The sequence below is a fragment of the Paenibacillus sp. JNUCC-31 genome (genome assembly GCF_014844075.1).
Classification (GTDB): Bacteria; Bacillota; Bacilli; order Paenibacillales; family Paenibacillaceae; genus Paenibacillus.
The window spans coordinates 6,051,248-6,074,268 of sequence record NZ_CP062165.1; the positions used below are offsets into that span (position 1 = coordinate 6,051,248).

19 protein-coding genes are annotated in these 23,021 nt (G+C 47.1%); 16 read left to right on the top strand and 3 right to left on the bottom strand.

All coding sequences use genetic code 11. The annotated features are described in order from the left end of the window. Positions 1 to 95 precede the first annotated feature (95 nt). Positions 96 to 593 carry a GNAT family N-acetyltransferase gene (locus tag JNUCC31_RS26655; protein WP_192266170.1) on the top strand — a complete coding sequence of 166 codons (498 nt, stop codon included), beginning with the start codon at positions 96 to 98 and terminating at the stop codon, positions 591 to 593. Between the two features lie 49 nt (positions 594 to 642). Continuing rightward, positions 643 to 1,263: a TraX family protein gene (locus JNUCC31_RS26660; protein WP_228469264.1), complete on the top strand. Its 621-nt coding sequence runs from the start codon at positions 643 to 645 to the stop codon at positions 1,261 to 1,263. 103 nt (positions 1,264 to 1,366) lie between these two features. On the opposite strand, the gene JNUCC31_RS26665 is transcribed toward JNUCC31_RS26660, so the two are convergent. Both JNUCC31_RS26665 and JNUCC31_RS26670 read right to left on the bottom strand, forming a co-directional pair. Continuing rightward, complete coding sequence (locus JNUCC31_RS26665) at positions 1,367 to 5,074, bottom strand: non-ribosomal peptide synthetase family protein (RefSeq protein WP_192266172.1); 3,708 nt, start codon at positions 5,072 to 5,074, stop codon at positions 1,367 to 1,369. Between the two features lie 45 nt (positions 5,075 to 5,119). Next, the gene (locus tag JNUCC31_RS26670; RefSeq protein ID WP_192273366.1) at positions 5,120 to 6,862 is read right to left on the bottom strand and encodes a methyl-accepting chemotaxis protein; all 1,743 of its coding nucleotides are present in this window, start codon (positions 6,860 to 6,862) and stop codon (positions 5,120 to 5,122) included. Positions 6,863 to 7,482: 620 nt separating this feature from the next. Here JNUCC31_RS26670 and rpiA point away from each other — a divergent pair. From rpiA to JNUCC31_RS26740, 14 genes are all read left to right on the top strand, one after another. Continuing rightward, positions 7,483 to 8,154: a ribose-5-phosphate isomerase RpiA gene (gene rpiA / locus JNUCC31_RS26675; protein ID WP_192266174.1), complete on the top strand. Its 672-nt coding sequence runs from the start codon at positions 7,483 to 7,485 to the stop codon at positions 8,152 to 8,154. 24 nt (positions 8,155 to 8,178) lie between these two features. Next, positions 8,179 to 8,778 carry a GNAT family N-acetyltransferase gene (locus JNUCC31_RS26680; RefSeq protein WP_192266176.1) on the top strand — a complete coding sequence of 200 codons (600 nt, stop codon included), beginning with the start codon at positions 8,179 to 8,181 and terminating at the stop codon, positions 8,776 to 8,778. Between the two features lie 15 nt (positions 8,779 to 8,793). Next, positions 8,794 to 9,255 (top strand): MarR family winged helix-turn-helix transcriptional regulator, encoded by a 462-nt coding sequence (locus JNUCC31_RS26685; protein ID WP_062321916.1) that lies wholly within the window; start codon positions 8,794 to 8,796, stop codon positions 9,253 to 9,255. 259 nt (positions 9,256 to 9,514) lie between these two features. After that, positions 9,515 to 10,603 carry a cobalamin B12-binding domain-containing protein gene (locus JNUCC31_RS26690; RefSeq protein ID WP_192266178.1) on the top strand — a complete coding sequence of 363 codons (1,089 nt, stop codon included), beginning with the start codon at positions 9,515 to 9,517 and terminating at the stop codon, positions 10,601 to 10,603. A gap of 13 nt (positions 10,604 to 10,616) precedes the next feature. Next, the gene (locus JNUCC31_RS26695; RefSeq protein ID WP_192266181.1) at positions 10,617 to 12,335 is read left to right on the top strand and encodes an ATP-binding protein; all 1,719 of its coding nucleotides are present in this window, start codon (positions 10,617 to 10,619) and stop codon (positions 12,333 to 12,335) included. 176 nt (positions 12,336 to 12,511) lie between these two features. Continuing rightward, positions 12,512 to 13,486, top strand: coding sequence for an alpha/beta hydrolase (locus JNUCC31_RS26700; RefSeq protein WP_192266183.1), 975 nt, complete (start codon positions 12,512 to 12,514; stop codon positions 13,484 to 13,486). A 126-nt stretch (positions 13,487 to 13,612) separates the two neighbouring features. Further along, a complete protein-coding gene (locus tag JNUCC31_RS26705) occupies positions 13,613 to 13,963 on the top strand; it encodes a hypothetical protein (protein ID WP_192266185.1) in 351 nt (116 codons plus the stop codon). Positions 13,964 to 13,980: 17 nt separating this feature from the next. Continuing rightward, on the top strand, positions 13,981 to 14,694 hold the full coding sequence (locus JNUCC31_RS26710; RefSeq protein ID WP_192266188.1) for a class I SAM-dependent methyltransferase: 714 nt from the start codon (positions 13,981 to 13,983) through the stop codon (positions 14,692 to 14,694). 121 nt (positions 14,695 to 14,815) lie between these two features. Further along, a complete protein-coding gene (locus tag JNUCC31_RS26715; RefSeq protein WP_192266190.1) occupies positions 14,816 to 15,802 on the top strand; it encodes an N-acetylglucosamine kinase in 987 nt (328 codons plus the stop codon). Between the two features lie 64 nt (positions 15,803 to 15,866). Next, a complete protein-coding gene (locus JNUCC31_RS26720; RefSeq protein ID WP_192266192.1) occupies positions 15,867 to 16,304 on the top strand; it encodes a GNAT family N-acetyltransferase in 438 nt (145 codons plus the stop codon). A gap of 221 nt (positions 16,305 to 16,525) precedes the next feature. After that, complete coding sequence (locus tag JNUCC31_RS26725) at positions 16,526 to 16,984, top strand: MarR family winged helix-turn-helix transcriptional regulator (protein WP_192266194.1); 459 nt, start codon at positions 16,526 to 16,528, stop codon at positions 16,982 to 16,984. Then, a complete protein-coding gene (locus JNUCC31_RS26730; RefSeq protein WP_192266196.1) occupies positions 16,981 to 20,148 on the top strand; it encodes an MMPL family transporter in 3,168 nt (1,055 codons plus the stop codon). Before JNUCC31_RS26725 ends, JNUCC31_RS26730 begins: the two co-directional genes overlap by 4 nt. 210 nt (positions 20,149 to 20,358) lie before the next feature. Continuing rightward, positions 20,359 to 20,970: an SGNH/GDSL hydrolase family protein gene (locus JNUCC31_RS26735; RefSeq protein WP_267132488.1), complete on the top strand. Its 612-nt coding sequence runs from the start codon at positions 20,359 to 20,361 to the stop codon at positions 20,968 to 20,970. Positions 20,971 to 21,099: 129 nt separating this feature from the next. Beyond that, a complete protein-coding gene (locus JNUCC31_RS26740; RefSeq protein WP_192266200.1) occupies positions 21,100 to 22,167 on the top strand; it encodes a phosphotransferase in 1,068 nt (355 codons plus the stop codon). A gap of 170 nt (positions 22,168 to 22,337) precedes the next feature. Here JNUCC31_RS26740 and JNUCC31_RS26745 read toward each other — a convergent pair whose 3' ends face one another. Continuing rightward, positions 22,338 to 23,015, bottom strand: coding sequence for a tetratricopeptide repeat protein (locus tag JNUCC31_RS26745; RefSeq protein ID WP_192266201.1), 678 nt, complete (start codon positions 23,013 to 23,015; stop codon positions 22,338 to 22,340). Positions 23,016 to 23,021 lie beyond the last annotated feature (6 nt).

The following is a 23,021-nucleotide window of genomic DNA, read 5'->3' on the forward strand; positions in this document are numbered from 1 at the left end:
TGCAGATCATGAATGGGGAGATGATTAGCTGTGCTTTAAAATAAAAGGGTGGAATGAATCAATAAAAGATTTTATATTTCGAAGGAGCTGAGAAGATGGCTTATCGGATCAGACGGGCTGAGCTTGGCGATATTAACGAAGTGGCGCAGCTGTTCAATGAATACAGAATGTTTTACGATCAATCTACAGATCGGAAGGGGGCTAATGAATTTATTAGAGCGCGAATGTTGCAAAAGGAATCCGTAATTTTGATTGCAGAATCCGAAGTGAATACAGACGATGGAGATGAGAGCAGCTTCGAGGACAAGCCTTTGTCCAGTGGATTCGCGGGATTTGTGCAGTTGTATCCCAGCTTTAGCTCGGTGTCGATGAGGCCCATTTGGGTGCTGAATGATCTGTATGTACATTCGGAGCATCGCCAGCGTGGAATTGCGCGAAAACTGTTGCAAGCCGCAAGGCAATGCGGGCAAGAGAGTGGGGCCGTTCGAATAATGCTCTCAACTGCGATAAGCAACAAGAAGGCTCAGGCATTATATGAGTCGGAGGGCTATACGCTGGACACCGGATTCATGTATTATGAACTTCAAGTATAGAAACGTATGGAGAACCCAAAGTCAGGGTAAGCGGAGGGATTAGCACAAAATGATGCAGTGGATCGCTATGATCACCATGTTGATTGATCATATAGGAGCCGTTTTTTATCCGGAGGTAGGAGAACTGCGAATCATTGGTCGGATTGCATTTCCAATCTATGCATTTGCCATTTACATCGGTTATAAACATACTCGCAACGTAAAAACATACATATGGCGATTGTTCTGGATGGCCATGATCTCCCAATTGCCGTTTATGGCGGCTTTTAATCATTACTCGTTGAATGTGGTCTGGACCTTGTGGTCGGCACTGCTTATATTGCTCGTTCTCGATAAGCTGCCAGCCCGTATATTGGGAATTCCGATTGTAGTTGGGGCAGGATTGGTGATGGAGATCACCCATATGGATTATGGGATGTATGGTCTGCTCCTTGTATTGTTGTTCCGTTACTTCCAGGGACCAGTACTGGTGATGGCCCATCTGCTCTTAAATATACTGTATATTTTTCTGCACAGCAGCTCCGTTCAGATGTACAGTGTAGTCGCTACCGCAGGAATCGCAATTGCCCAGTATTATAACGCAGGGTTCCGTCTGAAAGGACCCCGCTGGATTTGGCGTTATTTTTATCCTGCTCATCTGGCTGTCATTGCGTTGATCCGCTGGATTTAAGAAGTCTTCATGAAGAAAGAAACCACCTCATCCGTCATCACTGACATTGAGGTGGCTTCTTTGTATTTATCCATGGATGCAACATGCATTCACTTTATTGGTCTTACTCTATCACTGGAGAAGTGCCCGAATGCGGTCGGACGGCTTTAGGGAAATAGCCAATCTCGATGGCATGCTCCAGCATTTTTGAGATGAACCGATCATCCGTTTTGGCGCAGGAGATTCCGGCTGGTTCCACATAGGCAGTTGTTACAGGAGAGGCATAGACGTATGCAGAATCCTTGGCACCGTCTCCTTCAAGCTGGGCGATCGCCAGTTGAAGCGCCTCAGGGTCCTTGCTGACACTGCCATCGAACAGCCAGTTGGTGTACTCTGCAAATGGCAGGGTCTCCACTTCATAACCGGCCCGGTTCACAGAACGGATCAGATCGTCATAGCTGATAGGCTCCGGATTACAGATATGGAATACTCGTCCAGCCGTATCCTGACGTAAAGCCAGATATGCAATTGCCTGACTCGCATAATCAATAGGTGTAAAATCAACCATCCAGTCGGCTGCCGGAGCCTTGCCCAGCAATAACATCGCTTTAATCATACGATAAAAGGCGTTGCTATCAATGTTGGATTGGAAACGTCCCGTTTCAGAATGACAGGTCAGATTACCTGCACGATAGATACTTACAGGTACACCTTCTTCAGCAGCAATCATAAGCACTTTCTCAGCTTCAAGCTTGCTGTCCGAGTACAGGTTGTCCACGTGCAGATCCGCAGGGAATCGGTCATATTGCAATGAGGACTCCCACTGTCCACTGAGTGCAAGATCTTCCGGTATCCCCATTGTGGATACATGGTGGAAGGAGGCACCCGGTTTGTGGCGAACGAGTTTAAGTAATGCAATGGTTCCATCTACATTGGTTTTGGCGAATTGCGCTGCATCCCCGAAATGTCGTACATCAGCAGCACAATGAATGACCCGGTCTATTCTTTCTTGCACGTAAGTCGTCTGCTCCGCTGAAAGACCAAGATTCGGCTGTTCCAGATCGCCTTCGATGATCTCGACGCGGGATCCGAGGAGAGGCAGCACTTCTGGTCCAAAGTAACCTTCCATTACGCTGCTCAGCCGTTCCATCGCAGAGCTTCCGTCTGCAGGGCGGCGAACAAGAGTATAGATACGTGTATTCGAAGTTAGAATCAGCTGTTGCAGCACATGGGATCCGAGATATCCGGTAGCCCCGGTCAGGAGCACATGCTCGGGATTCAGAATTTCCGGATATCCAATCTGAGATGAAAGCTCTACAGGATGTTCCGATAATTGGGTAATCACCCCGTCATTTACTGGTGAGTGAGTCGTTTCCTCTGCAGTGTGAGCCAGCGTCTCCACACGCTGTGCCAGGGCACGAATCGTCTTCTCGGCAAAAAAGTCGGCAATTTTCAGCTGCGGATAATGCGGCTTCAGAATGACCAGCACATGGATGACCCGAAGTGAATCGCCGCCAATGGCGAAGAAGCTGTCTTCCACACCAAAGTCATCATGCTGAAGAATTTCTTTCCAGGCTTCCAGGATAATCGCTTCGGTTTCCGTCTCCGGCAGCACCCGATCAGGCCGATCTTCATGACGCTCTACATGGGGGAGGGACACCATCGCTTTGCGATTGATTTTTCCTGTTGGTGCAATCGGCATTTCATCCAGCTGACATATCCATTTAGGTACAAAATAGGATGGGAGCTTCTCGGTTAGCTCGGCTTTGATGTCAGCAACGGAAAGTGTACTGCCATCTTTGGATGTAAAGTACCCTACAAGCATGTTTTGACCATCGGATTCCTTCTTGGGAATGACGGCGACATCCTGAACCTGATCCAGACGGGCAAAATGGTCTTCGATCTCCCCGATCTCAATCCGGTGACCACGAATCTTTAACTGTGAGTCGCTGCGCCCGACATATTCCAGCAATCCGTTATCAAGCATTTTGGCTATATCGCCAGACTTATAGATTTTCTCATCGATGGCAAACGGATTATCAATGAACGCCTGTGCTGTGCGCTCCGGCTGGTTCAGATAACCTTTGGCGAGTGCTGGTGTTGCGATATACACCTCGCCCGGCACACCTACCGGGCAGAGTTGCTGTTCTTCATTGACGATATACACTTTATAATTATGAATCGGTCTGCCAATTGGAATGTTAACGACACTGTCCGGAACTTGCTCGCTAATTCGGTGAGTCGCTGTTGCTACCGTACATTCCGTAGGACCATATACATTGACGATATCAATCTGATTGCCGAATTTGCGCTGGAAGGCACGAACCTGCTCTCCATAGAGAGCTTCTCCAGCCACGGTGATGATTTTGACTTTGGCCAGCTTGTGGAAACCTTCGTCCGACAGGAAGGAAGCAAGCTGGTTGAAAAAGATGGTAGGCAGTATCGTAATAATCGTTGTGCCTGTTCGTTCAATTGCACTCGCAAACTCTTCAACGGATACACGTTCTTCCGCCGATAACAGGTACAGCTCTGCTCCGTAGAACAAGGCGCCAATCGTATCCCACACCGATGCATCAAAGCTATATGTAGCAAACTGGGTTAATACGTCACCTGGTTTAATATCGCAATCCCGTTGCACGACACTACCGAGATTGGCAACACCCCGATGGGCAATAAGTGCACCTTTGGGCTTACCGGTAGACCCTGAGGTATAGATGATATATGCCAAGTCATCTGGCTGAATATCCAGATTGGGGTTGCTTGCTGCAAATCCGGCCAGGCGTCCGTCCACGGCCAGAATTTGGCGAACCGTAGGAATACCTGAGAATAACCGTGCGGCTTCAGGTAAAGAGGACTCCTTGGTCAGGACAAATGATGAAGCTGTATCTTCGACAATATAACTGTTTCGTTCTTGTGGATGCTCAGGATCGACAGGAACATACACGCCGCCAGCCTTGAGAATACCGAGCAAAGAAATAATCGTTTCCAGGCTCCGCTCCATAAAGATGCTGACAAATTCCCCTTTTTGCAATCCGTTTGATAACAGCACACGGGCAACCTGATTGGCACGTTCGTTCAACTCTCTATACGTGTAACGACCGGTTGGGGAAGTAATTGCCGGTGATTCAGGATATTCGGCTGCTGTTGCTTCAAACCAGCCATGAATCGTCTGATGCTCTGGTTCGAGAACGGTGGTGTCATTCATTTCTCTGTATAACAACCGGTCTGAAGCGGACAAAATGTCCACTGTACCGATTGCTTTATTTTGATCTCGCAACATGGCGAGAAGAAGAGTCCGATAATACTCTGCATATCTTGTGACCGTGGATTCATTCAGAAGTGAACTGTCGTAGAACAGATCCAGAATGAGCATATCCTGATCATCACGAATGTTCCAGTTTAACACTTGAGGAGCCTGAGGCAGCTGTACACGGTTAAACATGAACAGGGTTTCCGGAATTTCTTTGGTTTGAAGCAAATTATGGAGCTGGAGATGATCTGAAATCTGACGCATCAGCTCACTGAAAGTTAACTTGCCCTGAATCTGCACCAACACACGGGAAGCAGCATGATCTGGAGCCAGTGTGCCAATGGCGATTTCCTGTTCACCTGATAAACGGAACAATAATGCTGCATACGCAGACAATAACGCAGGGTAAACGTCTTCTGATCCATATTTTTGATGAAGTTCCCGACTTAGCGACGTTTCTAATGGAATATGAGCGGACTCATAAGAGAAGCTTTGTTGACGGCGCCCATAATCCAGTGGAATCTGAAGAACCGGCAGGCCAGATTCCATGGTATGGGAAGACGATGATTGATTTTCGACCACTTCAGTTGTTCCTCCTTGGTTCAAACCGTTCAAATGTGGATTGAATTATAATTTACTTACATTAAAATGAGAAATCAGTTCTTGCAGTTCCTCAGACATGGTGTTTAGACGAGTAGAGGAATCAACAAGTGTAATCAGAGAAGCTTTTTGCTCATCAACAGATGAAGAGATCCGCTCACTGTTGTCAGCTGTCTTGCTCACACTGGCAGACAAGTCATCTGCTGTTGCGGTCATTTCTTCTGTACCTGCAGAGATTTCTTCTGTAGCGCTTGATACTTCCTGAATCTGATTGGATACTTTCTTGGCTGCTTCCAGAATCTCTTCGAACAATTGACCGGTCTGATGGGCTACACTAAGTCCCGTATCTACTTCGGAGGTACCTTGTTCCATTGCACGAACGGCCTGTCTAATTTCAGCCTGAATCTCCTGAATCAGTACAGCCACCTGGCTTGTGGATTGTTCGGACTGCTCAGCCAGTTTACGTACTTCACCAGCTACGACTGCGAATCCTCTGCCTTCCTCACCAACACGTGCTGCTTCGATGGATGCGTTTAGTGCAAGCAAATTGGTCTGGCTGGAAATGCCTGAGATGATATTCAGAATATCGCCAATTTCCTGGGAGCGGCTCTCCAGAACCTGAATGGCAGAAGCGGTGTTTTTAACAGATTCCGTAATCAGATTCATCTGCTCGGATACCTGACGCACAACACTGTTTCCCTGTTGTGAACGGCGTTCCATTTCATAGGCTTCGTCTGCTACACTCGCTGAGCTGCTGGCAATCGTCTGAATGACGACAGCCATCTCGGACATCGCACGGGCACTGTCCCGGGTGGCCTGTTCCTGTGCACGAATGTTGGACGTAATTTGAGAAACGTTGTTATTGATGGAATCCGCATTCTCGCTGTTTCTTTCAGAGACTTCATATAGTTCCTTGGCAGACTCGTTAACTTCTTGTGAAGTGATTTGCACTTTGACGATAGTGTCGTTGATCTTGCGCACCATGGCATTGAACTTTTCATTCACAATTCCAAGATCGTCTTTGCCAGTAGGAATTTTGACATTCAAATTACCCCGACTTACGTCATCAATCCCTTTGATCAGGTGACGGATAGGGGAGAGTGTGTTTTTGACAACAAGATATTGGATAATCAGGAACAACAGCAGGAATGCTACCAGGATGATAATTCCGTTCTTGAGCAATTTGTTCAATCCGGCTGGTACCGCTGATGCATCTGCATCGATGGCAAAATAGGAGTAAATCTTGCCGTTGCTATCCTTGATCGGATACGCAATGGTTGTCCAGGTTCCGAAATCATCGGAATAAAATGTAGTGAATGTCGGGCGATCGGTGTTCATCATTTCTTTCAACGCGTTCGCTACAACGACGGGCTGTTCATACATGTCGCCAATATTTATATTCTCGCTTTGAAAAGCCTCCTTCAGATTGGTCGGCATGGCGACAAGGGAAGTTAACCGCTTATTGTCTCCGCCAAGTTCGACACCAAAGATGTAGGCTTGTGCAATGTTGGGATAATATTGTTGCATTTCATCAAAATAAGCACGTAATTTTGTTTGTACTTTTCCGTCATAGTTACCTTCTGCAATTGCTGCTTGTACTTCGGTAGAGTCGATACCCTCCGCCCACTTTTTGGTGATTTGTTCCACTTGTCCATGCAGTTGATCTACAAGAATCGTTTTTTGAAAGTAGTAGCTGCTGGCAATGAGTGCCACACCGATGATGATGATGTTCGTAAATGAGAGTAACAGATTTTTAGAAAAAAATGACATACTTTTCCAACTTAATGATTTCACTACAGTCCACTCCTGATCTTCTTTGGTTTAGAAACATCTAATTGGTGCTCTTGTGTAACAATTTAAATCATGTTGCGATCCCCTCCAAAGGTGTAATCTGCGACCATGGTCTTGGGTTGGTAGTCGCTATGTAGAGATATTTTTACCTAGATACCCATAGGTGTCTAATTATTAAAACACATCTATACTTAATATGTCGTATGAAATGTCGTTAAATTGAATAGTTTCATTAAAACTTTTTTAATATTTTACGTATTTATGGACATATGAAGTAATACATAGGTATTTAGAACTGTTTATTTAGAATAATTCCCATTTTTTAGTTTCATTCTGTATTCTATATCATGGTGGGTTAAATTTCATCCTTAAACATTAAAAAAGAACGTAATGAACATGAGGCTTAGGGGATGTGATTTAATTTGGAATTTAATCTAACCAAGATCATACATAAACAAAATCTTTGAGCGATGGAAAGCAGAGAACTCGGCCAAGTTTTCCAAGGGGCTAAGGGAGGCATGGATATACATCGGAAGCGGTTTTATCTATAATAATTACAGTATGCATTTCCTAAATCATGAGCAGGCGGGGGTTTATAGATGAATCTTAAACAGATAGCAGCTGAGCACGCGGCAGAATACGTTGAAGATGGAATGAAGGTTGGATTGGGAACAGGGTCAACGGCGTATTATGCCATATGCCGAATCGGCGAGCGGGTACGCGAAGGGTTGAACATTCAGGCTGTAGCCACTTCGGAAGCATCGGACAAGCTCGCTAGAGAGTGGGGGATTCCTATTGTTCCATTCGACCAGATCGGGCGTCTGGATCTGACCATTGACGGTGCAGATGAAGTTGACCCCGAGTTCAACCTGATTAAAGGTGGCGGCGGGGCCCTTTTGCGGGAGAAAATTGTGGCTGCAAACAGCGACAAACTGATTATTGTGGCTGACGGCAGCAAGGCGGTACAAAAACTGGGCCAATTCCCGCTTCCGGTTGAAGTAGTTCCATTTGCATCAGAGTGGACTTTCCAAGCGCTTGAGAATCTCGGATGCCGACCGGAATGGCGTATGAACGGGGATCGACGTTATCTTACGGATAACGGCAACCTCATTGCGGATTGCCGCATGGAAGTCATAGATCATCCTGCCGAACTTAATGTTCAATTAAATATGCTTCCGGGTGTTGTCGATAATGGACTGTTTATTCATATGGCGAACATTGTCATTCTTGCGAAAGAAGATGGAAGCATCGATGAGCGTCATCATTCCTGAACGGAAAAGGAGGTCGTTGCATAGATGAGTGAAAACCCGTTAATCGACGGCGAACTTGTCCTCCGGAGTATAGAGAAAGAGGATTTGTCTGAACTCTATGAATTGATCTACAGTGAAGTTGAACCGGAATGGAAGCAATGGGATGCGCCTTATTACGCTCTTGAGCACGAGAGCTACGAAGATTTTGAACACAGCTTGCTTAAACGACTGGACGCGACTCAGGGCACTTCCGAGCCGTCTTCGATTCGAATTATTGAGCTGAATGGTCGAATAGTTGGCACAATCAGCTATTATTGGGAACACCGTCCATCCATGTGGCTGGAAATGGGGATTGTGCTATATCGTTCAGCCCAATGGGGACACGGGATCGGCACACGAGTTCTTCAAATGTGGTCCAGTCACTTATTTGAGCAAATGCCACTGGCCCGGGTTGGTTTGACGACATGGTCAGGTAATGAACGAATGATGCGTTCAGCTTCGAAGGCTGGATTACAGGTAGAAGGGCGCATGCGCAGATGCCGCATCGTGAACGGCAAGCATTATGATTCGATTCGTATGGGAATGCTGCGCGAAGAGTGGGAGCAGATGCGAGCTTCAGACGCAGGTCGAAATGTAAACAACTGATGGAGGATTATCGAAATGCCGAACAAGGAGGACAATCGGGAACTGTCTTTACAATTATTTGTGGTTCTCGCCCGCGCTTATAATTCCGTAACATCCAGGTCCAACCGGGATATCCAGAGTCATGGTCTAAATACGACTGAATTTGGCGTACTTGATTTGTTATATCATAAAGGACCTCAGGCCTTGCAAAAGATCGGTGAAAAAGTGTTAATGTCCAGCGGAAATATCACGTATGTTGTGGACAAGTTGCAGAATAAAAACTTGCTCTTTCGCCGGGCGTCCAAGGAAGACAGGCGTGTTATATACGCTGAATTGACGGAGGAAGGAAGACATTTATTTACACAAATCTTTCCTCAGCACCATCAGGTGATTATTGATGCAGTGGATGGGCTGGAACCATCCGAAAAGGCTGATGCGATTCGCTTATTAAAGAAGCTTGGACTCGCTGCTGAGGGGAAAACTGACTTGCGCAAATAGTGCGGGTCAGTTTTTTGTTTGTCGAAAAAACGAGCGAAGACCTTGCTAAATCACTTGCAGGACCATTCAATTTATAGGAAAATTGTTGTAAATCATCACTGGACTCTTTTTAGGCTCATTCATAGCTTCATGTATAATAACCATATAAAGTTGTATCCGAATGATATCCCGAACAGCAGCTGACCGACCTCAATCATGGTTATGATGGTACAAGGGATGTACAGATTGAGAGAGACGGTGGCAGGAGGAGGGATGATAGATGACTCATCAAGAAGTCGGAGAACACTTATTGAAGCAGGCAGAGGTCTTGGCTGACAAAATAACGGAGAAGCAGTATGCTTTGCAGCCGGACCTCATGAAGCGCTTTGGCGAAAATGGACGAATGCGTACCAAACAGGATTGTTTATATAGTTTGAATTATCTGGCAGAGAGTGTACTTGTAAAGAGTCCGAATCTGTTTAACCACTATATTTCCTGGCTAAAAGTCCTTTTGGCGGGTTATAACGTATCAACCGAGGATCTGGCAATAAATCTTAAACTGATCAAACAGACCGTGGAAGAAGAAATCGACAATCCATCTAAAGGGCTTGTGCTTGATTATTTGGACACGGGCATCTTCAGAATGGAACAAACCGAGACATTACCCAGCTATATAAACGACGCTATGCCCTATGGTGTGGCAGCGAAATCGTATCTTCGAGCATTGCTGGACAGCGACCGGAAAGAGGCAGCACGTATTATTGAAGCACAATTGGAAGACGGGGCCGCCATTCGTGATATGTATCGGTACATTTTTCAGCCTGTTCAGTATGAAATTGGCCGATTGTGGCAGCACAACCACATCAGTGTGGGACAGGAGCATTTTTGTACTGCTGCGACCCAGGCGATTATGTCGCGCTTATATCCTCGTTGGTTGACGGATGCCTGTCAGGAGAAAAAGATGGTGGCAGCATGTGTAGGCAGCGAGCAACATGAGATTGGACTACGCATGCTCACAGATGTGTTCGAGATGGAAGGATGGGACACCTACTATCTGGGGGCTAATGTTCCCAATGGGAGCATAGTTGAAGCGATTGAGCGCCATCGAGGTGATGTGGTTGCGATTTCAGTTACCATGACGTATCATCTTCATCTTGCAAAAGAACTTATCCAATTCATTCGTAATCATCCTGCAACGGCACATGTGAAAATTATGGTAGGGGGTTACCCCTTTAATATTGATCAGGAGTTATGGAGAACGATTGGGGCAGACGGGTATGCTCCAGGAGCGGATGAAGCTGTTGAAGTTGCAGAGCATCTGTTGACACAGCCATCAACCGTACACGCTATGGGCATGATTCGCGATTAGGAGAGATGATGTAATGTCTAATGAACACGGCGAGCACGGCGAGATAGAATCATTGCGTAGAACGATTGAACAGTTATCCGATCAGATCATCCGCAGCAAAGAGCAGGAAGAGCGAATTCTGGGTCAGTTCTCAGAGATGAATAATGAATTGGTTACTCTGCAGCGCTTGCTTTCCAAAAATAATGCCAGTCTTGAAGCGGCAAGAAGTGAAGCGGTGGCAGCAGGTGAGTCCAAAAGTTCGTTCATTGCAGTCATCAGTCACGATTTTCGGACTCCGCTGAACGGTATTCTGGGCATGGCGGAGTTGCTGCAGATGTCTCCTCTGACGGATGAACAGCAAAAATCGGTTTCTGTTATTCAGGAGGCCGCCAGAATGCTTCTTAAACTGATTCAAGACCTTCTGGACCTCTCCAAACTGGAGGCGGGACAGATGCGACTTGAGATAGCTGAAGTGAACCTGGAATCCATATTCAACACTATTCTTCGTATGCTAGAACCGAAAGTGAGAAAGAACGGAAATCAATTGTCGCTCGATTATGATCCCCGCATCTGTACTGTACTTGAAGGTGATTCTACCCGCATTACTCAGGTTTTGATGAATCTGATTCAGAATGCAAACAAGTTTACGACTGAAGGAGCTGTACGGATCCGGGTAGCCCTCGTCAAAGAGTGTGAGGCAGCCCAGCATATAAGATTTGAGGTTGAAGACACAGGCATTGGTATTGCTGAAGAGGATCAGAAAACGTTATTCCAACCCTACACGCAGACGGAGCGAGGGCGCTCCAAGGAGTATGAGGGAACTGGCTTGGGATTGTCGATTTGCAGTTCGTTGGTTACCTTAATGAATGGGCAAATCGGTGTGCTAAGTCAGGAAGGGCAGGGATCTACGTTCTGGTTCGAGATTCCGCTTGGCAAGACGGAGCATAGTAAAGCAACTTCAGGAGATGACGAGAACCACTCTCAGGAGAGTCAGGATCAGACTGAAAACCCTATTCCTGTGTCCATCCTGCTTGCAGACGATAACGTCATTAATAGGCAAGTGGTGCTGATGCAACTCAAAAAGCTCGGCATTACCCAAGTGGATTCTGTTTCAAACGGGGAAGAAGCTGTCGCTGCTTTCCTCAGCAAAAAGTATAGCCTGATTCTGATGGATAATATGATGCCGATGATGGATGGGCTGGAGGCGACACGCAAAATCAGAGCCATGGAACAGGATGAAATGCGTCATCCCATTCCGGTAATCGCCATGACAGGAAATGTGATGGATGGAGAGAAGGACAAATGTCTTGCAGCTGGAATGAATGATTTTATTGGCAAACCCTTTACGCTGGAAACGCTGGACAACATGATTCAGAAATGGATACATTCGTCCGAGTCCGAAGAGGTGCTGAATATGACTATCGTGAGTGAGATTGCGGAGTTAAGCAGTGAGGGTGATCCAACCCTGCTTGGCATGTTGCTGAATATGTACCGCGACGAAACACCGGGCAAAATCGAAGTACTGCGGCGACATATCATGTCTGGCAATCACGTAGCTGCAGCGAAGTCTGCTCATGATCTGAAATCTGGGAGCCTAAGCCTTGGCATTGAATATCTATCCACGTTGTTTGCCAAAATCGAGCAATTCGCCAAGGAAGGACAGTCCATGAAGGCAGAGCCATTACTGGATGTGTTGTTACCTGCGTACATGGAAGCCTGTTCTGCATTGGAGGAAGTGAATAACAACAGATAAAATGATAGGTTCCATTTAGGAGAATGGGCGAGGATCGGAATTATTTTATATATAGTAGTCAGGCATATATGGGTGTGCAGTCTTACGTAGCATTAGGATTGCAGCCCTTTTGCGCTTTATGGGATATATACATATATGTTTCACGTGGAAGCTTGACTGAAAGAGAGGGAATATTCATGTTCGTATATGGCTTTGCGATTCTGGTGCTAATTGTTCTTGCTATACTAGGGTTAGGTGGACTTTACTTCTTCAAAACGGCCATTCGGCGTGCTCCAAAATCATTTCTGGTTGATAATCCTAACCTGATGCCCGAACCAGATAACGAGATCATTAGTAGTGCTTCTGATCTGGCGTGGCTTGGCGAGCAGCAAACAGAAGAGGTTCGCATTGAATCGCATGATGGCTTAAAGTTACATGGAACTTGGCTTCCGTCAAAGGGCGGATCACAGCGTCGCACGGTTATTCTGGCGCATGGTTATTCCGGAAAGGGTCGGGAAATGGCGGGCTTTGCTCGCTTTTATGCGGAAAAACAGGGCTTTAACGTGCTGATGCCGGATGATCGCGGTCATGGACAAAGCGAAGGCGACATCATCGGATTTGGCTGGCTGGACCGTAAAGATTATGTTCAATGGATTCAATGGGTTCTCGGCAAGGTCGGGATCGAGACGCAGATCATTCTGCACGGAATTTCAATGGGAGGAGCAACCGTACTGATGACTGGAGGCGAAGCTCTACCGCATCAGGTGAGGGCCATCGTGTCTGATTGTGCTTATACCTCAGTGAAGGAGGAGCTGACTTTCCAGCTCAAACAGTTATACAAACTGCCCGCATTTCCGTTTATTCCTGTTACCAGCCTCATCTCCAGGTGGAAGGCGGGCTACTTCTTCGGAGAGGCTTCAGCGCTAAATCAGCTTGCCAACGTTCACGTTCCGGTTCTATTCATTCACGGTGAGGCGGATACGTTTGTACCGACTGAAATGGTGTACAGGCTATATGAGGCTTGTCCAACGGAAAAGGAACTGCTGACCATTCCCCGTGCAGGGCATGGAACTGCGTTTCAAGTGGATCGTACCCGATACGAGGAGATACTTGAATCCTTTTTGATGAAGAACCTGTCACATTCTTCTCCGGTACCCGCGAAATACAAGTAAAGCATGCTAGATCGTTCCATATTGGACATATGTTTCTTTAGACAAGGAATTGTCAGCAGCATTCATCTGATTCCAATAAAGCATCCTGGGGTTAAGTAGAAGATGTACTTAAAGGGGAGGTGAGAGATGTCACGTACACCTAGAGTTTGTTCGTTTTGTCATGAAGAAATGGCAGAGGATGAGTTCAAATGCAAATCCTGCGGCAATCTTGTTGTGACCAAAACAGCTTTGCCTGACCAACCATACATGCCGGAATATGAAGAATCGGTGTTGGATCAATATTCAATTGTGTTGCTTGTTCTGATGACATTATTTCTTCCTCCGGTAGCCATAGTCATTGGCGGCGTGATGTTATTTAATGACAGTATGTATAAGCGGGACACAGGTAAACTGCTCGTCACCGGGGCATTTGTAGTGATGGTTATTCTAACCATTACTCTGTTCGCAGGTTCGGGGACATTCACGATTAACTTCTAAACTATGGAGGTGCCTTTATGGGAAATGAACAATTTGAGGCTGCAAGGAAAGCAGAGGCGGGTTACCATTCCAACTTCTATCAGAATAATGAATTATTCGCGTCCGGTACCTGGATGTCGAGGCCCATGCCTATGGTTATGGACATGCTGGAGCGTCTGCTTGCCCACAAGACGGAGCTGCGTGTTCTGGATTTGGGATGCGGTGTAGGCAGACATACGATTCCGATTGCACAGCGTCTCGGGCAAACGAACAGTGAAGTCATCGGCGTGGATTTGCTGGACGAGGCTGTAGATGGACTCCGCAAATATGCGAAAGAATATCAGGTTGATCATATTGTGCAAGTAGAGAAAGCGGATGTTGAGCATTACGCTGTCAAGCCGGATCATTTTGATTATATTGCTGCTTGCTCTTGCCTGGAACATGTTTCAAATAAACAAGCCTTGGTAGAAGCTATTGAACGATTACAAGTGGGAACCCGTACAGGCGGCATTCATTGTATCACGATGAGTACGAGTGTAGAGGAGAAGGAAATCAACACAGGCCGGGAGATTGAACCATTGATTGAATTGAATCTGCCCACAGCTGAGGCTATCGCATTGCTGGAGAATGCTTATAGGGATTGGAATATTCTGCTTCAGGAACATGTGACACAGACGATTGAAGAGGAAAAATATGATGAACCGACCCAGTTCCGTTGTGAACTGCTTCGTTTCGCTGCACAGAAGCAATAGCAGCTCTGCCGGGATCAAGTAGCGAGGTCCCGGCAGATGTATTACTCGGTAGCTCAATAGGAACATCATGAGAAGCACATGGGACATGGGAAATCACCACACCAGAACATGGGGGAAAAGAATGAGTACATATGTGATTGGGATGGATGGCGGGGGAAGCCATACACGTGTGGCTTTGGCCGACGAGAACGGTAAGGTTTTATCGTACGTGCAAAAGGGTGGTTGCAACCGCTATCATGATGCCAATGCAGAACGGCATGTGTTGGACGGTATTACTGAAGCCATTCGCGGAGCGGGGCTAGAAGTGGAACAGATTGCCTCCATTCAGGCGGGGATGGCAGGTCTGGATCGGCCTGAAGATACGCTCTGGGCCGAAGCATTGCTGGCCCAAACAGGGATCTCTGGCCGGATCAGCGCGGTAAATGATACCCATATCGCACATACGGCAGCTTTTGGTGGTGAGCCGGGCATTGTAGCCATTGGAGGCACAGGTTCTCTGATTCTGGGTAAAACGGGACAGGGGACGTGGCTTCGCAATGATCAGTTCGGGCACTATGCACCGACAGCAGCACGATTTTTGGCTTATGACACGGTGCATTCCATCCTTGCAGGACGTTATGAGCTACAGGATCAACTCTTCATCGAGCGTGTATTAATGTATTGGAATGTAACTTCCATTCCAGAGCTTGCTGCGCTCGGCGTAGCGGGTTTTGCTGAAAATAGACAGGCCATCAATCGGAAGTTTGGTCAAATGGCTCCCCTGGTGACCGAAGCAGCCGCGCTGAATATTCCTCTTGCGGTCAGAGTATGTGAATCGGCAGCGGATACGGCTGTTGTGGGTATTCTTATGATTGCGTCCTGTTTTGATGATCAACAGGTGTCCATGACACTCACTGGAAGTTGTTTAAGTACACCTTATATGGTGGAGGCTGTTCGAAAGGGGCTGGAAGCAGCCTATACACTAGGAGGGCCAAAAATTCATTACATAACCAGCAATCTGCCGGCAATCGGCGGTGCACTGCTGGATGCATATCATTTGGCAGAAATCCAGGTGCCTGAAGGTATCACGTCTGAACTCCAATCGGAGCTGAAACGGCATACGACTTGAACTTTTAAAGTCTAACGACTACAATACGATAACGGCATCAAGCAAGTTGATAGGAGGAATCAGGGTGTTAATTGATTTAAAATCACGCATACAGGAGCCGGAAGTGCAGGAGTTGTTGTCCTACTCGGTCTTTCCGGACCCGGATCAGCTGAATCGTGCGTTACAACAGTATGTTGATAAGGACGAGCTGCATTTGGAAGGTTATGGAGACGAAGGCCAGCTGATCGGTCTGATTGGATATGAGCGTACAGGAACCAGTGAGATCACCATTCATCACATCGCAGTCCTGCCGGAGAACCGTTTCAAAAATTATGGTCGGGGCATGATTTCACAGCTGCTGGCAAACTATAATCCCGACAGACTGATCGCAGAAACCGATGTGGAAGCGGTGGAGTTTTATCGAAATACGGGATTCGTGGTCTATAGTTTGGGCGAGTTGTATCCGGGTGTGGAACGATTCCGCTGTGTGTTGGAAAAAGACGAGCAGCAAGACGAAGAATAAATAGTTTTGATGCTGTCTACTACTGTGCAACGCAAATAGAGCATAACTATAACAGGATGTGGGATTTGGCGAAACAGCTGAGTCGGACGTCCTGTTTTTTTGTCATTTACTTAAAAAAATTAGGAAAAACGTATTGCTTTGCAATATAGTTTCATTATAGAATAGTTTCATTGAAGAATAGTTCGATGAGTGAACTATATATCGGGGAAGGAGAATAAAAGATGAACACACCGGATGCCAAAAGCTTGGTTAATCGCTATTTGGATGCCTCTTTTCTCGTAACCAAACGGTTTGATACCCAGATACGTGAACGCATGGGGCAAACCATTACCACCGATCAGTTCTGTGCACTTCGTATGATCGAAGAGAAACCGTCCTGTACGCCCTCTGATCTGGCAGAGCTTCTGTGTGTAGGCAAGAGCAGCATTACTGCGTTGGTCAACAAGCTGGTGGATCGGGATCTGGTCCATCGGGCCGGGGATGAGCGCGACCGCAGAGTTGTATATTTAACCCTGACGGATAACGGACGGAAAGTATACAGGGAAACGGAACAGGAAATACAGCAGCTTCTGGAGCCGTATCTGGTTCATTTCAAACCGGAAGAGGTTCACAATTTCATTGAATCCTTTGAGAAGCTTGCAGCTTTGCTTACGCAAGAAGGAGGACAGGAGAACGAATGAGAACGATTTTGAAAGCGCGATGGTGGTTGATGGGGCTATGGGTCGTTGTGGCCGCCGTATTGATGTTCACTGCACCTAACATGAGTGAACTGATTCGGGAAAAGGGACAGTTTTCAGTTCCTGACGGGTACTCATCCACACAGGCAGCAGCCATTCTGGACGAAGCCGCAGCACAAAAGGGAGAGCAGCAGGGCAGCCAGCTGGCTCTTGTATTTTATAATCCGGATGGTTTGGGTACCGATGGAAAAGAAGAGGCAGAGAAGGCGGTTAAGAAGCTGGAGACCGAAAAAGAGAAACTGGGCATTCTGTCCATACTGGAACCATTCTCTCAGCCTGAATTGTCAGATAAAATGATTTCTGCCGATGGCAAGACGATCTTAACGTCGCTTTCCATCGATCAGGGAGACCGAACAGTCAAGGAAATGCGAGAAGACCTTAATGAAGCATTAAAATCGGTCAATGTGGAGCATTACATAACCGGTAAAGGCTTGATTGATGAGGATACGGTGGAAAGCTCCCAAGAAGGACTCAAAAAATCGGAGTACATTACCGTTGTATTTATTTTACTCATCCTGTTCCTTGTATTCCGCTCATTCGTAGCTCCATTTGTTCCGCTGCTTACGGTGGGGATCAGCTACATTGTTTCACAGCAGATTGTCGCGTTCCTTGTGGACGGACTAGACTTCCCTATATCGACGTTTACGCAGATCTTTATGGTGGCGGTCATGTTCGGGATTGGTACGGACTACTGCATCCTGTTGATTAGCAGGTTCAAGGAAGAATTGGCTCATCATGAAAATACGTGGGATGCCATCATGGCTACGTACCGCACAGCAGGCAAAACGGTATTCTTCTCCGCACTTGCCGTGCTGGTTGGATTCATTGCCATTGGTTTTGCACAGTTTATGCTTTATCGTTCCGCGGTAGCGGTTGCTGTCGGTATTGCCGTGATGATGCTGGCATTAGTCACGATTGTTCCTTTTTTCATGGCGGTACTGGGCAAAAGGCTGTTCTGGCCTTCCAAGGGTTCACTGGAGCATGCCGAGAGCAAGATTTATGGTGCAGCCGGCCGTTTCTCTCTAAAACGTCCATGGGCAGCTCTGCTCATCGTTGCAGCGGTATGTGTGCCATTGCTGGCGACTTACGACGGCAAACTGTCGTTTAACAGTCTCGATGAAATTGGTGATAAATATGATTCGGTCAAAGCATTCAATATCATTTCGGACAGCTTCGGTCCGGGTGAATCCTTGCCGGGTCAGGTCGTAATCCAGAATGATGAAGCAATGGACAACGCCAAGTATATGGCGCTCGCCGAGAAGATCAGCCGGGAAGTGGAGAAGGTGCCAGGCATCTCTGGTGTCCGCAGCATGACACGTCCAACCGGTGATGAGATCAAAGATTTTGAAGTGACACAGCAAGTGGGGACATTGTCTGATGGATTGGGCGAAGGTAAAACGGGTCTGGATAAAATCCGTGACGGTCTGAGCGAGGCCAGCAGTCAGTTAAGCAAAAATGAACCACAGCTTAAAGAAGCAGCTGATGGGGCAGGAGAACTGTCGAAGGGTACGTCCCAGTTGCAGTCGGGTATTACACAGTTGTCTGAAGGACTTCAGCAGATTGAAAAAGGAATTCGTGACGGCTCCTCGGGTGCTGGTGATCTGAAAGCAGGTCTTCAAAAAGCTAAAACGAGTGCAGATCAACTTGCGCAGGCGAACAATCAGTTGCTTCAAGCTTACCGTCAAGCAGGAGCAGGTGTAGCTGCGCTGGGTGATGGTGTCGGTGAACTGCAACAACAGCTTACAGGTGTATCTGCAGCATTGACCAGCCTGAATGAATCGTTCACAGCGCTTGAGGAACGCTATCCTGAGTTGCTGCAAGACGCAGACTATCAGCGGGTTAAAGGTACACTTGGTGAGACGGGTACTGGCACGGCACAGCTTGCTCAAGGTTTGGGGCAAATTCAGACCAAGCTCAGTGAAGCCGCAGCTGGAATTAATCAGGCTAATGAAGGCTTTGCCTCTGCAGCCTCCGGACAGAAGGCACTTGCCGATGGTCTGGGCCAGATTGTAACAGGAATCGGTCAGCTGCAATCCGGTCTCAAACAGGCCGCTGACGGTCAGGGTAAAGTGATTAGCGAAATCCCTTCAATCCAGAACGGACTGGGCCAGCTCCAGGGTGGTCAGGAGAAAATTCAGAAAGGCTTCTCGGATCTGAGTGGTCAATTGACTCAATTGACGGATGGTCTTAATCAGAGTGTTGATGGAATTGAGCAGGTTTCCGGTGGTCTCGATTCAGCGCAGGATTACCTGACACAATTGCAAAACTCTCCTGATTCCGATCTGGCTGGCTGGTATGTTCCAGCAGAAGCTCTGAACAATAAGGACTTCAAGCAGGTATTCGATACGTATCTGTCCAAAGATCGGAAAACGATGACGATTGACGTTATTTTTGCCGAGAATCCATATGGGACCGAAGCGATTGATCGTGTTCCGGATATCGAAGCTGCTGTACATCGTGCGGTACAGGGAAGTGCACTTGAAAAAGCGGACATTGCGATTGGCGGAGTGACCAGTACGTTTGCAGATTTGCAGGAAATCTCAAACAATGACTATACACGGACAGTCATGCTGATGCTCGCAGGTACGTTTATTATTCTGGTCCTGCTGCTGCGTTCAGTGATTATGCCGTTGTATCTGATCATCTCATTGTTGCTGGCTTATTTCACATCCATGGCTCTGACCGAAGCCATCTTTGTGAATATACTTGGGTTCTCGGGCATCAGTTGGGTAACACCGTTCTTCGGTTTTGTCATGCTGATTGCACTTGGTGTGGATTACAGCATCTTCCTGATGGACCGTTTCAATGAGAACAAAGGCATGAGAGTACAGGATGCCATGCTATATGCCATGAAAAACATGGGTACGGTAATCCTGTCCGCTGCCGTGATTCTAAGCGGTACCTTTGCCGCAATGTATCCATCGGGAGTTCTTTCGATGATGCAAATTGCAACGGTTGTACTCAGTGGACTGATCTTGTATTCTCTGTTGTTCCTGCCATTCTTCGTTCCTGTAATGGTGAAAATGTTCGGCCGTGCCAACTGGTGGCCATTCCCAAACAAAGAACAGACGGATTCTGTTGAATCGGATCGCCATTTAGGCATGTAATGATATGAATTATGAACAGCCCCGCTGGTATTTCGGCGGGGTTTTCTATATGGTTTGGTGTAAGTGAATGTTGACCGGACAAATAAATGTGTATGCCTACGGACACCATCCCGCGCCTTGTCTCCGTTCCTCTCATACGATATATAGGAATTGTATATGTGTAATTTACAACACACAGCAGAGAGGGGCGGCGGGATGGTATATCGATACGTGGCTATAGGAGATTCATTAACGGTAGGTACAGGAGCGCTGCTGGGCACCGGCTTTGTTCCTTTATATCGGAGAATGGCTGAAATGAATGTGCGTTCGTTTGTATCCATGGACAATCTGGGAGTGAATGGACTGACCTCAGGGGAGATGCTGCACATGATATCCGGCAATCCAAGAGTACGGCAATCGCTGCGTGAAGCGGATATGGTTACGTTGTCGATCGGCGGGAATGATCTGATTCGTACATTCAAATCCAGTGGAGGGATTCCGAATGCGAGCAAAATGACACAGGTGCTGGGCGATACCCGCAGTAATGTATCCCAGATCATGAAGCATATCCGGCAGTTGAAAGGAAGCCATGTATATATGATTCGTACGATTGGGTTGTACAACCCGTACCCGCAAGCGGCGGAAGCGGCTTATTGGGTGAGGCAGTATAATTCTTTTCTGAATGCTGCGGGATCGGGGAATTATGCCTGTGCCCAGGTGTATGACCGATTTGAGGGACGTGAACGGGAACTGTTATTCTGGGACAGGGTTCATCCCAATGCAAGAGGATATCGAGTGATTGCCGAGCAGCTGAATCGTACAGGATACCATCCATTTGCCTGACCCGTGCGGGTTTGGGGAGTAAAGCGTAGAGTAAATCAACTTGGATACCGTACTGGACCGAAAGAGACACTTCCGTTAAGATGGGGACATACAGAGGTTGCATTTCGTGAGATAAAGGAGTTATTTTTGGTGCCCAACATCGAATCAGGTTCCTTAATTGAGATAGAACAACAGCTAATAGCCAATGTTTTATCCATGTATGGCTTCACGTCCAGCTGGAATGCTCAGCGCGGAAAGGGAGGCATGAATAATTCTACCTTTATGGTAGAGATTGACCAAGAATGTTATGTGCTTAGGCAGTATGAAACGCATAATGATCGAATGAAAATTGCTTTTGAACATGGGGTGTTGTCAGCATTGTCGTGTTCAGGCTTTGAGCTTGATGTGCCGACGCCCGTGAGCCTTCCTGATCCAAAGGATCAAACGTTTCTGGCAGTGCAGGATCGCCTCACGAACCGTACCAAAATAGTGGCGTTATTCCATTATCGTGAAGGTCATAACCCGGTCTGGAATACACCTGATCAGCTGATTGAATTGGGTCAGGCGGCGGGCACCCTGTCTTCCGCTATGGCACGCCTCGTCTTATCGCTTGAACCCGTCTATCCGCCTTACTATCGGATTCAGGAAGCTTACCCGCTCTGTTCACCAGAGAAACTGTTACAACTATGTACATCTCCCCCGGATATGCTGTCGGCATGTGCGGATGACTTGCAGCAGTTGAAGGATGTGCTGCCAGACTTGTTTGATGCGCTCCGAGGGATGGAAACTCTGCCGCATCAACTGGTACATGGGGATCTGAATGCATCGAATGTGTTGGCAGATTCGCAGGATCACATATGTGCTATATTGGATTTTGAATTTGCTACATGGGATCTGCGGGTGATGGAGCTGGCAGTTCCCATGTCCGACCTTCTGACGATGGACAAGGAGCAGGCATGGATGTGGGCAGCTCTGGAGGGCCTGATTCAAGGGTTCAGACTACGGGTCAGCTTGGAACCAGAAGAGCTGAGCGTGATTCCGGAGCTGATTCTGCTTCGAAGTCTGGATGTGGTGATGCATTTTATCAGCCGAATGTTTGAAGGTACAGATGAGCCAGAAGTGGCTGTACAGCAGATCAGGAAGTTGAGAGAACGGGCAGACTGGATGAAGAGTAATGAGGAACGGCTGCGTGGGCTGCTGATCTGTTCGGGCCTGTGAAGTGAAATGGATAAGAATTGAATGGATTTTCAATGTGGAAAAAAGTGCACTGGTTTTGCCCTAAGGCAAAGTCAGTGCACTTTTATTTTAATGAGATCGTTTTTCATGAATGGTTGTTGATATTTACTTTACATCATATGTAACTGTTAAATCATGAGAATACAGTCGCTTTAGAGTCCGCGTTTGCGGAACCAGCTGCGTACAGCCCAGCGACGTTCCTGGCGCTTCTTATATTTTGGCAAGGAGCGATATACGTTCAGGGATTGTTCATAGGCTTGTTTTGAGTCAGCAGTACGCCCTAGGGAACGGTACACCGAACCTAGCAGATAGTACGCTTCACTGGATGAGGAATGAATCTCCTGAAATTGCTGAACGTAAGCCAGCGATTTGTCCCGGTCAGTTTCCTTGAATGCACCTGCAAGTGTCAGATAAGGCCGTCCATATTTCACCCTTGGATTAATATTCAGTGCCTGCAAAATATGACGCTCACCTTCTTCCGTATGACCCAGATGAAGTTCAGTTGTGCCCAGCGCCTCCCAGTATTCGGCTGATTGCTCGTAAGGACGCTCCAGTTCAATCAGCAGTGCATGAGCTTCGCTATAACGTTTGCGTTCAATCAACAGGCGTGCCAGATCCAGCTTGGAAGAGACTTCATTCGGATTCATGGCAAGCTGTTGCCGGAGCCGTGAGATGTTACGCATACGCTTAAGGGGTTTCATGAAGCTTGGCATCACCCCAACATAGCGACGATCCAGGAAATATAGAATAATGAGGAAAATAAGGACAGCCACGATTGGATTGCCTACAATCCGCCACAGCAGGCCAAAGATTAGAAATTTAATCAGCACGACAGA